This is a genomic window from Collinsella sp. SGI.178 (genome assembly GCF_050313495.1).
In the GTDB taxonomy this organism is placed as follows: domain Bacteria; phylum Actinomycetota; class Coriobacteriia; order Coriobacteriales; family Coriobacteriaceae; genus Collinsella.
This window is the reverse complement of record NZ_JBNPLM010000005.1, coordinates 1-13,278: the sequence shown is the minus strand read 5'-3', so window position 1 is coordinate 13,278 and position 13,278 is coordinate 1. Positions and strand designations below refer to the sequence as shown.

The following is a 13,278-nucleotide window of genomic DNA, read 5'->3' as shown; positions in this document are numbered from 1 at the left end:
ATGCCAGAGGGTTCCGTCCGCAACTTCGATGAGATCTCGGACCGCTTGGACCAGATCATCGCTACCGTTCGCTCCAAGGATACGTCCTTGGAGCGTTCGCTCGATTTGTTTGACGAGGCGATCGAACTTGGCTCCCGTGCGGTCGATATGGTCGACAAGTTTGAGTTGACGCCTCGTGAGGCCGATAAGCTCGAGCAGGAATACGATGAGGATGCGGCAAACGAATCCCAGGATAGCCAGGCCGCGTCTCCGGATACGAATGGTTGATGGCATTCATGAAACGCGTGCGTCTCGATGACGAACTGATTTCACAGGGCATCTGCGCCGATCGCGCGGATGCCCTTCGCACTCTTATGGCCGGCTTAGTCTCGAGTGGCGGCGAGCGTTTGACCTCGCCGGGCCTTAAGGTGACGCCCGGTCTGCCCCTGCACGTGAAGGGCCGTATTCCCTACGTGGGGCGCGGCGGGCTCAAGCTCGAGGGCGCGCTCGATGCGTTTGGGATCGATCCCATGGGCCTTGCTTGCCTCGATGTGGGCTGCTCCACGGGCGGCTTTACCGATTGCCTGCTCAAGCGTGGCGCCGCAACGGTTGTTTCGGTCGATGTGGGTCGCGCTCAGTTTGATTGGTCGCTGCGCCAAGACGAGCGGGTGAGGCTTCATGAGCGCACCAACGTGACACAACTGCCCGAGCTTGGCTACGGCGGCGCTATCGACTTGGCTGTCTGCGATGTGTCGTTTACGAGTATCGCGAATATCATCGACGCCGTGTTGGCGTGCCTGAAGCCTTTGGGTTCGTTTTGCACGCTCGTAAAGCCGCAGTTTGAGGCGCCGGCTGCGCTGGTGGGCGAGGGCGGTATCGTGACCGACCCCTCCGTCCGCCGCGATACGCTTGTGGCGGCGATTGAGCTCTTTACCGCCAAGGGTCTGTTTCCGCTCGACGTGTGCGTGTCGCCCATCCATGGCGCCAAGGGCAACGTCGAGTTTTTCCTGTACGGCACGAGGTTTGCCTCTGGCGAGCGTGCCGACGATGAACTGCAATCACAGGTAACGGCTTTGAGCGAGAAAGCTGCAACGCTATGAAGGTCTTTCTGGTTCCCAATTACTACAAGCAAGAGGCGGTCGAGAGCGGCCTAATGCTCGAGCTTTGGCTTTCGCGCCAGGGCTACGAGGTCGCATGGGCTGCCGATCAGCGTTCCAAGATCCAGCGTGCGCCCGATGTTGACGATGCCGACCTGGTCATTACGCTCGGCGGCGACGGCACGCTGTTGCGTGCCGCCCGCATTCTCAACTACCGCGAGATCCCCATTCTGGGCCTTTCCTATGGTCATTTGGGTTTTTTGACGGCTGCGAGCCCCGAGGATCGCGATATTTTGCAGGTCGTGAGCGATGCCCTTTCCGGTGAGCTCCATGTGAGTCGCCGCGCCACCCTCGCTGCGGATATCGTTTCGGTGCGCGAAGATGGCACGAAGGATGTCGTGCGCACGTTTGCCCTTAACGATATGGCGCTTACGCGCGGGCCCCTGTCCGATATGGTTGAGTTCGACATCACGGTGTCTGGCCATCATATCGACCGCCTGCGCGGTGACGGCGTCGTCGTTTCGACAGCGACCGGTTCCACCGGCTACGCGCTTTCCGCCGGCGGCCCCATCGTCAGTCCCGATTACACGGGCATGGTTTGCGTGCCCATCGCCCCACATACCATTCAGGCTCGCGCCTTTTTGACCTCGCCAAGCGATGTCGTTGAGATCTTTATGTCCGATGACCGCCCGAGCGTGCCTGCGATCGCCATCGATGGACAGTTTATTACCTGCGATGGCACGGTCGAGAGCGTGGCTGTGCGTCGCGGTCCCGGCGATGTTCTGCTGCTGGATTACGGCCCCGAGAGCTTCTATAACTCGGTGAGTCGCGTGTTCTACGGAGTGCGTCATGATCGATGAGCTGCAGGTTTCCAACATTGCCCTCATTCGCGAGGCGACGTTGGTTCCGAGCGCGGGCTTAACGGTTCTGACCGGCGAGACCGGCGCCGGTAAGACCGCGTTGCTCTCGGCGCTTAAGCTCATTCTGGGCGAGCGCGCGGATTCGTCGACGGTGCGCGAGGGCGAGACGCTCGCCAACGTCGAGGCGCGCCTGTTTGACGGCCCGCACGACACGGAGGGCTTCACCGTGCAGCGCAGCCTTTCTGCCGAGGGCCGTAGCCGCGTAAAAATTGACGGCCGCATCGCCAGCGTGCGTGAGCTTTCGGAGCGCGTCGGTGTGATGATGGATCTTTGCGGCCAACACGAGCACCAGCGCCTGCTCGACCCGGCGCATCATGTTGCCATGGTCGATGCATGGGCGGGGCGCCCGGCGCTCGAGGCGCTCGATCGCTATCGTGCTTGCCTTAAGGCATCGCGCGCGGCTGCCAAAGAGGTCCGTCGCGTCGAAGAGGCCTCACGCGCGCAGGGGAGTCGTGTCGAGGAGGCGCGCTTCGCTCTGGAGCGCATCGCCGAGGTCGACCCCAAGCCGGGTGAGTATGAGGAGCTCGAGGAGCTGCTGCCGCGCTCCGAGCATGCCGAGGTGCTGGTGGCAACGGCCAACGATGCCCATGCGTCGCTTGCTGCCGAAGGGGGAGCACTCGATGCCGTGAACAGCGCCGTGGCGGAGCTTTCGCGCATGGCTACTGTCGATCGCAAGTTGGGTGATATCGCCGATGCGCTTTCGGATGCCTGCATCTCGCTCGAGGATTGTGCCAACGAGCTGCGCGCCTATCGCGATGGGGTCGCCTTCGACCCGCGCGAGCTGGCTCGTATGCGCGAGCGGTATTCCGACCTTAAGGGACTTTTGCGTCAGTGGGGTCCCACCATGGACGACGTGTTTGCCATGCGCGATAGCTCCCGAGAGCTGTTGTCGCTGGTAGACGATGGTGATGAGCAGATCAAGAATGCGCGCGAAGCGCTTGGCGCGGCGGAGCGCGAACTGTTCGCCGCCGCCAAGGCACTTAAGCGTGCACGCAATACGGCAGCCCCGCGCTTTTGTCACGAGGTTGGCCGTCAGATGGCGCGCCTGGAGATGGGCGGCGCCGAGCTCGTTTGGGACTCGCGCGATCTTCCGCGCGCCGAGTGGACGCCGGCGGGCCCGTCGAGCTACGAGCTTTTGTATCGTAGCGGTGCCGGATTGACGCCGCGCCCCCTGCGCCGCATTGCGTCTGGCGGCGAGCTGAGCCGTGTCATGTTGGCGAGCAAGGTTGTTTTGGGTAACGCGGACGGCGTGGATACGTTGGTGTTCGACGAGGTCGATGCCGGTGTTGGCGGCTCTACTGCACGCGCCCTTGCGAGCGTTCTGGCAGATCTTGCCGCAACGCATCAGGTGATTGTCGTAACGCACCTGGCGCAGGTCGCCGTCATGGCCGACAAACATTACGTGGTGAGCAAAGAGCCCGGCGACGTTCCCCAAACCCATCTGGATGAGGTGACCGGGGACGCCCGTACCGCAGAGATCGCCCGTATGCTGAGCGGCGATCAATCGGAGGCGAGCTTGGCCCACGCAAAGCAGATGCTCGAGGAAGCGCGTGCTTAGGCCGAGCCGTTACATGTATGTTCGACCCGGCCGCCACGAAACCGGACCATCTACTACGTTTAATAGGCTATCGGCAACCAGGCCTTGAATTGCAAAAAGAAAACCGCAGGTAGAACGCCTGCGGTTTTTCTATTTTCGGTATGTGGTTGGGCCATACTGATAAAACGTAGTAGATGGGCCGGTTTCGTGGCGAGTGGCGTTTGTCGGCTCGCCAAAATTTCTATTCCACGACCTTATCCGGCTGGATAAGCTCCTCGTAGTAGCTGATGTGCTCTCGGGCGTCCTCGATTTCGGGCAGCAGGAAGTTGTAGATAACCTCGATGATCATCGTGGCGCTGATCTTGGAGAACGCAAAGTCGCCCGTGGTGAGCAGCGCCTCGTGGTTCACGGTATTAAAGGTGTAGTCGGCTAGGCGAGCAAGCGGAGACTTGCTGTCGCTGCTGATGACGACTACGGTGGCACCACAGCCTCGAGCCGCTTTTGCCATGCGATTCAGTCGACGCGACTTGCCAGAGTTCGAGATCAGCACGATAACGTCGCCGGGGCGCAACGTGAGCGCAAAACCAATCGAGGTTTCACTGATGGTGCTTGACATACAGCGAAGGCCCAGTTGCGAAAACTTAAACGTCGCGTCGAGCGCAACGGCGTTGGTATTACCTACGGCTGCAAACTCGATAGCCCCTGCGTTCTTAAACGCGTGCACGACGGCTGCCAGTGTATCGTGATCAATGCCATCGATGGTCGCATTGAGTTCACTGACCTTTGCGGCGAGGATGTTTTTGAGGCTCTGCTCCATATTATCGAGCGAGACCTCGTCTGTGAGGCCTTCATTGCGCTGGCTCTCCAGATCGCGCGCCAGCGAAAACTGAAAGCTGCGAAAGCTTCCAAAGCCCAGCTTGCGGCAGAAGCGCGAGACGGTGGCCTCGGAGGTTGCGGCGGCGCGCGAGAGTTGCGCGGCTGTTAGGAGCGGTGCCTCGGACTGGTGCTCTAGGATATAGTCGACAATGCGCTGCTCGGACTCGCTGTATCCCTTGTGCGTGCTAATAAGGGAGAGTGCGCTCTTGCTGCTATCGGACATGGATGACTCCTGGTTGGCATTAAAAGCTGTCTTGTTGTGTGCCGCTCTAGTATACGGGGATTTCAATTACAAGATACACCTTGCTGTTTCAAAAGTTGATGGTAAACTTTCATCGACCGTTTACGGTTGTGAAAGAACCTTTCACCGGAGAAATAGGCTGGATTGCTTCTCATATAAGCGGTGGCTTGGTATCTTTCAGGAGTGGAAAAACGCGCACCGTAGCGCGTGTAGGGGAGCGCCCGCGGGCGCAGTACTCAAGAAGGAGGGACACATGGCTAAGTTTGACATCATCGCCGCCACCGGTTGCCCGACCGGCATCGCGCACACCTTCATGGCGAAGGAGGCGCTGGAGAAGGCAGCTGCCGAGCGCGGTCTGACCATTAAGGTCGAGACCCATGGCCAGGTCGGTGTCGAGAACGAACTCACGAAGGGTGAGATCGCCGGTGCTAAGGCCGTCGTCGTCGCAGCCGATAAGGATGTCCAGGCGGAGCGTTTCGCCGGTAAGCCCATGGTTTCCGTCGGTGTTTCCAAGGCCCTGTCCGTCGAGGCTGCCGGTAAGCTGATCGACCGCGCTCTCGCCGCCAAGGGCGACGACACGGTTGCGGCTGCTGCCGATGTCGAGGATGAGGTCGAGGAGAAGGAGTCCATCGGTCACATCATCTATAAGCACCTCATGAACGGCGTCAGCCACATGCTGGTCTTCGTCGTTGCCGGTGGTGTTCTGACCGCCGTTTCGTTCCTGTGGGGCATCACGTCCTTCGATTCGACGGCTGCCGACTACAACAGCTTTGCCGCTATGCTCAAGATCATCGGCGGCATCGCCATGAACCTCATGGTTCCCGTGCTTTCCGCCTATATCGCCGAGTCCATCGGCAAGCGCCCGGCGCTCGTTCCCGGCTTTGTCGCCGGTATGATCGCCATCCAGGGCCTGCCCGTTAATGCCGAGACCGGCATGATCGATGCCGGCGGTGCCGGCGTGGGCTTTGGCTTCCTGGGCGGCATCGTCGGCGGCTTCCTCTCTGGCTATGTCATCCTGCTGCTCGAGAAGGTTTTTGCCAAGCTGCCCAAGAACCTGGACGGCCTCAAGGCTATCTTCCTGTACCCGCTGTTCTCGACCGCCATCGTCGGTCTGGTCATGCTTGGCATCTCCGGCCCCATGGCTGCCATTAACACCGCCATGATGGACTTCCTCAAGGGTCTGTCTGCCTCTGGCGCTGTTGTCCTGGGTCTTGCCATTGGCTGCATGTGCGCCTTTGATATGGGCGGCCCGGTCAACAAGGCTGCTTACGTCACCGGTACCGCTATGCTCACCGAGGCCCTGGCTGCCGGTGTCGGCACCGACACCTATAACTTCGGCACCAACTTCATGGCTGCCGTCTCCGCCGCCTGCATCGTTCCGCCGCTGATCACCACCTTCGCCGTCATCGTCGGCAAGAAGTACTTCAGCCAGGAGGATCATGACGCCGGTATCGTCAACCTCATCCTTGGTTGCACCCACATCACCGAGGGCGCCATTCCGTTCATGACCAAGAACATCTGGCCCGTCATGCCCATCATGATGCTCGGTTCCTCCATCGCCTCGATCCTGACCATTATGTTCAACGTCCACGATCCGGCGCCTCACGGTGGTTTCCTGGTCCTGCCCGTTGTCGAGAACGGTCCGTTGTGGGTCCTCGCGATCCTCATCGGCGCCGTGGTCGGTGGCATCCTGTTCGTTGCTTTCAAGAAGTATGACTTCGAGAAGAAACAGAAGGCCGCTCCCGCCGCTGCCGCTAAGCCGGTCGAGGCTCCCAAGGCCGCTGCCGTCGAGGCCCCCAAGGCTGAGGCTTCCGACTTCGTGAAGGTCGAGAACGTTTTTGTCGCCGAGGATTTTGCTTCTCGTGACGAGGCCCTGAGCTTTGTCTCCAACCAGGCTGTCAAGGCCGGTATCGCTGACGACGCCGACGCCGTAATGAACGCCTTCCTGGCCCGCGAGGCCGAGGGCACCACGGGCATGATGGAGGGCTTCGCTATTCCGCATGCCAAGTCTGATGCCATTACCGAGGCCGCCGTCATCGTCGTCAAGGACGACTCTGGCGTGACCGGTTGGGACACCATGGACGGCGCTCCCGTCAACGTGGCTATTGCCCTGCTCATCCCCGGTGCCCAGGCCGGCACCACGCACCTCAAGATCCTGTCCAAGGTCGCCGAGGCGCTCATGGACGAGGGCTTCCGTGCCACCGTTAAGGGTTCCACCGACGCTGCCGAGATCGCTAAGACGATCAACGCCCGTCTGGTCTAATCCCGCAGCTTGCGAATAACATCGCCCCCTGTATATAAGGCGGAGACTCCATCAGGGGTCCCCGCCTTTTTCAAGTAACCCGGTACTGAGGGTCATTTCCTTCCTGCCGACAGTTAGGAATACTCCTCAGTTCACAAGAGGGCATAGATAGCCCCATCAACCAGATCAACCAGGCGAACAAAAACTCAGCCAAAATTTCTTTCGCACGATATTGCTCTGGACCGACTGAGTTTCCGCAGCTCGCCTGCCGGGCGGGGCGGTTAAGTTTGTCGCGAGTTCCGCACGCAAAGGAAAGCACTTAATGTGCTTTCCGTCTTGCGCAGGACTGTAGAGCAGCAAACTTAACCGCCCCGCCCGGCAGGCGAGCGTGCAGGAACGACATCTGTCCAACAATTCGTACGAAACATAATGAAAAACCGTTTGATGTGAGTTAATATAATCAACGTCGTGAATATGGCTCCTGTCGCATTGCTGATAGGGGTTAAACACAAAAAAGGAGTCAATTATGGTTTCTGAGAAGGCTACCCTCGTTAATCCTCAGGGTCTTCACATGCGTCCGGCTGGCCTCTTCGCCTCCACCATGGGCAAGTACGCCTGCGACGTGACGGTCGTCACCCCCGAGAAGGAGGTCAACGGCAAGTCCCCGATGGCCCTCATGGCTGCCGGCATCCCCTGCGGTACCGAGGTCGAGGTCAAGTGCGACGGCGCTGACGAGGCCGAGGCTCTGGCTGCTGCCATCGAGCTCATCAAGAGCGGTCTTGGCGAGTAGAACTCAAACGGGTCGCATGTTGAACAACTAAGTTCATATTTGGGGGCGCAGTGACCTGTTTAAAGGGAACTGCGCTCTTTTGTCATGGATATGGCAAAACGCTTTATCACATGACACGGAGAGAGGAATAGGAATGTATCAGGGAGTCAACGCTTCCGAGGGCATCGGTATCGGCACCGTCATGGTTGCCGTCGAACCCGACTTGACGTTTGAGCCGCACGAGGTTGCTGATTCGGCAGCAGAGAAGGAGCGCTATCAGACCGCCCTTTCGGTCTTCTGCGAGAAGACCCAGGCTCAGGCTGACCACATGAAGGAGACGGTGGGCGAGGCCGAGGCCGAAATCATGAGCGGACACATTGTCCTGGCTCAGGACCCGGGCATGACCGACGCCATCAACGCCGCCATTGACGGCGGCACCTGCGCCGAGCAGGCGCTCATGGACACCTCGACCATGTTTGAGAACATGTTCCTGTCCATGGACGATGAGATGTTCCGCCTGCGCGCGGCAGACATCGCCGACATCCGCACCGGTATTCTGGCCGAGCTTTTGGGCAAGGAGGTCGTCGATCTCTCCGTCCTGCCCGAAAACACTGTCGTTGTCGTGCACGACCTTACGCCGTCCATGACCGCCACGATCGATAAGGCTCACGTTGCCGGTATCGTCACCGAGACCGGTGGCCGCACGTCGCACTCCGCGATCATCGCCCGCGCCCTCGAGATTCCGGCTGTCCTTTCGGTTGCCAACAGCTGCACCGCGCTGCGCAACGGCATGACCGTTGTCGTCGACGGTGGCAAGGGTATCGTCGAGGCCGATCCCGACGAGGAGACGCTCGCCGCCTACACCGCCAAGGCCGAGGCTTTCGCTGCCGAGAAGGCAGCCCTCGAGGCTTTCCGTGGCAAGCCGTCCGTGACTGCCGATGGCATCAAGAAGATCATTGCCTGCAACATCGGTAACCCCGATGACGTGCCCAACGCGCTCGATCACGACGCCGAGGCCATTGGCCTGTTCCGCTCCGAGTTCCTGTTCATGGATTCCGCCGAGCTTCCTTCCGAGGAGGAGCAGTTCAACGCCTATCGCAAGGTTGCCAGCGCGCTCAATGGCGCTCCGGTCATCATCCGCACGCTCGACGTGGGTGGCGACAAAGAGATCCCGTACCTGCACATGGTCAAGGAAGAGAACCCCTTCATGGGCTTCCGTGCCGTGCGTTACTGCCTGGCCAACCCCGACCAGTACAAGGTACAGCTCCGCGCTCTGCTGCGCGCCAGCGCCTTCGGTGATGTCAAGATCATGATCCCGCTCGTCACTTGCGTCGAGGAGGTCTTGGCCGTTAAGGAGCTCGTCGAGGAGTGCAAGTCCGAGCTGACCGAAGAGGGCCGCAAGTTCAACGAGAACATCGAGGTCGGCATTATGGTCGAGACGCCTGCCGCATCGCTGATCGCTGACCGCCTGGCCGAGGTCGCCGACTTCTTCTCGATCGGCACCAACGACCTGATCGGCTACACCATGTGTGCCGACCGTGGTAACGACACCATTTCTAACCTGTACCAGGTGTACTATCCCGCCGTGCTTCGCTCGCTCAAGAACATCATCGAGAGCGGCGTCAAGGCTGGCATCATGGTCGGTATGTGCGGCGAGGCTGCTGCCGATCCGCTGCTTGAGCCGCTGCTGATCAGCTGGGGCCTCGAGGAGTTCTCGATGAGCGCTCCGTCTATCCTTCGCGCCCGCAAGACCATCAGCCAGTGGACCAAGGCCGAGTGCGACGATCTCGCCGAGAAGGCGCTCGCCTGCACCACTGCCGAAGAGGTCAAGGCGCTGCTTGAGGCTGCCGCTCGCTAATTTGGTATCAGAGGTAACCGCGTGGTTGGAATGGGCTGGCCGCGCGGCCCTCAAATATACAGGGGGTACTGTAAATGTTCTACACGCTAACCGCTAACCCGGCTGTCGACATGACGGTTTCGAGCTCTCCGCTCGAGCCCGACGAGAACGTCCGCACCGGCTCGGCCAGCTACACGGCTAACGGCAAGGGCCTCGACGTGTCCTTCGCCTTTAAGAAGATGGGCGTCGACACCGTCGCGCTCGGCTTCTTCGCCGGCTTCACGGGCAAGTTCATCGTCGAGGAGGTCATGAACCTGGGTTGCCTGTGCCGCCCGGTTTGGACCGACGGCATCACGCGTATCAACACCTATGTCAACGATGGCCAGCACGAGTACGGCATCCTTAACCCCGGCGCCCCGATTACGCCGGAGCACCAGAAGGAGCTCTACAACATCCTGGACACCGCGGGCGATCTTGAGTGCCTGATCGTCTCTGGTTCCGTGCCTCCCAAAGCTACGCCCGACTTCCTGGCTCAGGTCATGGATCACGCTCAGGCTCGTGGCGCCGACGTCGTCCTGGACCTGTCTTCCGACAAGCTCAAGGAGCTCGCTCACAAGAAGCCGCTGCTCATCAAGCCGAACCATCACGAGATGAAGGCCATCTTTGGCGTGCCGGTCGACACCGACGACGAGGTCCGCGTTGCTATGAAGATGGCTCACGATGCCGGCGTCCAGAACGTGCTGCTCACCCGTGGTAGCCGCGGCGACGCTTACTTCTCCAACGGCGAGGACATCTGGTACGCTAAGCGTGAGTTCAACATCAAGCTGGTCTCTTCCGTCTGCGCCGGCGACTGCACTCTCGCTGCGTTCCTGTACAAGTGGTACAGGGATCGCGACAACGTCGAGGAGGCCATGAAGCTCGCTATGGCCACCGGCGCCAACGTTGCCGAGTCCGTGGGCATCGGCGACTTCGGTCACGTCGATGAGTATAGTAAGCGCGTTGCTGTCCGCAAGCTCGATCGCAAGTAAGCGAAACGCTACATATTCGTGGCTATATGGCGCCCCGGTTTAAGCCGGGGCGCTTATTTGTAAATTGCAAATGAGCTTCAGGGCAAGCACTCCTGATTTTTTTGCCCCGCCTTGCTGCTTTTCTGGCGACCTGCACGCGTTCTACACCGTTCGCCGAGTTGCTATGGTCTTTTCACAAGGTGTGGAATATACTTTCATTATCACGTTGCTTTGTGAAAGGAACATTCATGATTTACACGCTCACTGCAAATCCCGCCATTGATTACAACATTTCCTGCGACGGACTTTCCGCCAACACCGTCACCCGCACGCGCAACGCGGTCTATACGCCCAATGGCAAGGGTCTCAACGTCTCGTTCACCCTCGATCACTACGGTGTCGACACCACGATCCTGGGCTTTTTTGCCGGCTTCTCAGGCGAGTATATCGTCAAGGGCGCCGAGGCCCTGGGTGTGCCCGTCAAGCCCGTGTGGACTGACGGCATCACGCGCGTCAACGTTTTCCTCAACGCCGGTCCCGATACCGAGTACAACATGGTCAATGCAGGCGCTGCCATCAATGCTGCCAACGAGCAGGAGATGTTTGAGCTCATCGACTCGCTCGACGACATGACCTGCCTGGTCATTAGCGGCTCGCTGCCCCCCAACACCTCCGAGGGTTTCCTGGCCGAGGTTCTTCGCCGTGTTAAGGCAAAGGGTGCCGAGTTCGTGCTCGATATTTCGAGCCATCAGCTGGCCGATCTCATTGCCATGGAGCCGTTGCTCATTAAGCCCAACGATGACGAGCTGCTCGACATCTTTGGCATTAAGGTGAGCGGTGGCGACGACGAGTCCGTTAAGTGCGCTATGGCTGAGCTGCACGCCAAGGGCGCTAAGAATGTGCTGCTGACCCTTGGTGGCGACGGCGCGTACTTCTCCAACGGCGAGCACATTTGGTTTGCCAAACGCACCTTTGAGGTCAAGCTGCTCTCGACGGTCTGCGCCGGCGATTCCTCGCTTGCCGCCTTCCTGTCCGTGTGGCATGATGCCCCCGAGTGCGTCGAGGACGCCCTGCGCCTCTCGATGGCAACCGGTGCCAACGTGGTCGAGTGCCCTGGTTTGGGCGATTTTGCCAAGGTGGACGAATATAAGAAGCACATCGACGTTCGCCAGGTCTGCTAACCGTTTAGACATATCGTTGCCGAACACCCGCTTTGGATCTCCGAGGCGGGTGTTTTTATCTGTTGGCCGCATGGGCTCTGCTGTCTCGTTCGCACGAATCGACGATGTGATTTCATGTGCGCTCACGCTTGTTTCTTGCTAGACTGCTTGAGAACCATCGTTTAACGCTTGCAAGCGTAGGAGGCCATAGGTATGTGTAATGTTTCGCTCAACGGTACGCAGCCCACAGATGCCTCCCTGCGTGTGCTACGTGCGCTTGAGGACGCTGGTCTCGAGGCCTGGTTCGTAGGCGGTTGGGTGCGTGACGCCCTGATGGGACGTCCCAGCCACGATGTTGACATGTGCTGTAGCGGCCTGTGGCAAGAGTCCAAGGCGGCGCTCGAGGCAGCCGGCATTGCGGTAGTTGAGTCGGGCATAAAATTTGGCGGCATTACCGCCCTTTGTGATGATGAGCGTATTGAGGTCACGACGTATCGCCTGGACGGTTTTTACACCGATGGTCGCCATCCCCAGAGTGTGGAGCGTGCGGCGTCGCTTGAGGACGATCTGGCACGTCGTGACTTTACCGTTAACGCCATGGCTTGGCATCCCCAGCGCGGTCTTGTCGACCGTTATGATGGCCAGGGCGACCTGCAGCGTAAGCTGATTCGTTCCGTCGGAGATCCCAAGCGTCGCTTTAACGAGGATGCGCTTCGCATGCTGCGCGCCGTGCGTTTTGCCTGCCGTCTGGATTTTATGATCGAGCCTAAGACCAAACTGGCGCTTGCCGAGTGCTCGCCGCTGCTCGATGCCGTGGCACGTGAACGCGTGGGCATTGAGCTCGAGGGGATTCTATCGACCGGTCACGGGGGAGACGCGATGCTACGCTACCCCGAGCTTGTTTGCGCCGCCGTGCCCGAGCTTGCGCCGGCTCGTGGGTTTGACCAGCGCAGCGTCTACCACGCCTTTAATGTTTACGAGCATATCGCTCGCGTTTTGACGGTAGCGGGGGAGCTGGCACTGTGTGACGGCGTGGCGCCTTCGTCGAGCTTAATGTGGGCAGCGTTTTTGCACGATGTCTCCAAGCCCGATTGCTTTACGGTCGATCATGCGGGCAGCGGCCACTTTTACGGTCATCCTGAGCTTGGTGCCAAGAAAGCGCGCGCTATTATGGATCGCTTGGCGCTTTCGCACGATTTGGTTCGCGACGTGTGTCTGCTTATCAGGTATCACGATAAGCCGTTGCGCCCCGAGCGCTCCTGTTTGCTCAATATGATGCGCTCGCTTTCGGGTGAGGGCGTCGACACACCGCGTTTGATTGACGAGCTTATGGACCTTAAGCGTGCCGATACGCTGGGTAAGGCACCGTCGTGCTTCTATTACGTCGAGACGATCGAGGAGATGCGTTCGCTCGCCCACGAACTGTTGGAAGCGGGGGAGCCCTATACGCTTAAGATGCTTGGCATCAACGGAGGGGACCTGATTCGCGCCGACGTCAAACCGGGGCCTGAGCTGGGACAGCTTCTCAACGTTGCCCTCGACGCCGTGATCGAAGACAACGTCCCCAACACCCGCGAGGCCCTTCTGGCCCACCTCAACCTGGGGTAGCTCTT

General features: G+C 59.7%; 11 protein-coding genes. 10 read left to right on the top strand and 1 reads right to left on the bottom strand.

Annotated elements, in window-relative coordinates:
* Genes ACQRAQ_RS02555 through ACQRAQ_RS02540 form a run of 4 tightly spaced genes read left to right on the top strand, consistent with a single transcriptional unit; the run spans position 1 to position 3,554 of the window.
* Positions 1 to 267, top strand: coding sequence for an exodeoxyribonuclease VII small subunit (locus ACQRAQ_RS02555; protein WP_154515533.1), 267 nt, complete (start codon positions 1 to 3; stop codon positions 265 to 267).
* Positions 268 to 275: 8 nt separating this feature from the next.
* Positions 276 to 1,079: a TlyA family RNA methyltransferase gene (locus ACQRAQ_RS02550; RefSeq protein ID WP_427793838.1), complete on the top strand. Its 804-nt coding sequence runs from the start codon at positions 276 to 278 to the stop codon at positions 1,077 to 1,079.
* Entirely contained in the window at positions 1,076 to 1,936 is an 861-nt protein-coding gene (locus ACQRAQ_RS02545) for an NAD(+)/NADH kinase (RefSeq protein ID WP_427728169.1), read from the top strand. The genes ACQRAQ_RS02550 and ACQRAQ_RS02545 overlap by 4 nt, the downstream gene beginning before the upstream one ends.
* Positions 1,926 to 3,554, top strand: a complete 1,629-nt coding sequence (locus ACQRAQ_RS02540; protein WP_427793766.1) for a DNA repair protein RecN — start codon at positions 1,926 to 1,928, stop codon at positions 3,552 to 3,554. Before ACQRAQ_RS02545 ends, ACQRAQ_RS02540 begins: the two co-directional genes overlap by 11 nt.
* 220 nt (positions 3,555 to 3,774) lie before the next feature.
* On the opposite strand, the gene ACQRAQ_RS02535 is transcribed toward ACQRAQ_RS02540, so the two are convergent.
* Entirely contained in the window at positions 3,775 to 4,632 is an 858-nt protein-coding gene (locus tag ACQRAQ_RS02535; protein ID WP_154515542.1) for a MurR/RpiR family transcriptional regulator, read from the bottom strand.
* 271 nt (positions 4,633 to 4,903) lie between these two features.
* Between ACQRAQ_RS02535 and ACQRAQ_RS02530 the strand changes: the two genes are divergently transcribed.
* From ACQRAQ_RS02530 to ACQRAQ_RS02505, 6 genes are all read left to right on the top strand, one after another.
* Positions 4,904 to 6,913: a fructose-specific PTS transporter subunit EIIC gene (locus ACQRAQ_RS02530; RefSeq protein ID WP_427728173.1), complete on the top strand. Its 2,010-nt coding sequence runs from the start codon at positions 4,904 to 4,906 to the stop codon at positions 6,911 to 6,913.
* A gap of 505 nt (positions 6,914 to 7,418) precedes the next feature.
* On the top strand, positions 7,419 to 7,682 hold the full coding sequence (locus tag ACQRAQ_RS02525; protein WP_022094575.1) for an HPr family phosphocarrier protein: 264 nt from the start codon (positions 7,419 to 7,421) through the stop codon (positions 7,680 to 7,682).
* Between the two features lie 133 nt (positions 7,683 to 7,815).
* Positions 7,816 to 9,519 (top strand): phosphoenolpyruvate--protein phosphotransferase, encoded by a 1,704-nt coding sequence (gene ptsP / locus ACQRAQ_RS02520; RefSeq protein WP_427793764.1) that lies wholly within the window; start codon positions 7,816 to 7,818, stop codon positions 9,517 to 9,519.
* Positions 9,520 to 9,593: 74 nt separating this feature from the next.
* A complete protein-coding gene (locus ACQRAQ_RS02515) occupies positions 9,594 to 10,526 on the top strand; it encodes a 1-phosphofructokinase family hexose kinase (RefSeq protein ID WP_427793762.1) in 933 nt (310 codons plus the stop codon).
* 227 nt (positions 10,527 to 10,753) lie between these two features.
* Positions 10,754 to 11,686, top strand: coding sequence for a 1-phosphofructokinase family hexose kinase (locus ACQRAQ_RS02510; protein ID WP_427717343.1), 933 nt, complete (start codon positions 10,754 to 10,756; stop codon positions 11,684 to 11,686).
* A 192-nt stretch (positions 11,687 to 11,878) separates the two neighbouring features.
* On the top strand, positions 11,879 to 13,273 hold the full coding sequence (locus tag ACQRAQ_RS02505; protein WP_427793761.1) for a CCA tRNA nucleotidyltransferase: 1,395 nt from the start codon (positions 11,879 to 11,881) through the stop codon (positions 13,271 to 13,273).
* Positions 13,274 to 13,278: the final 5 nt, after the last annotated feature.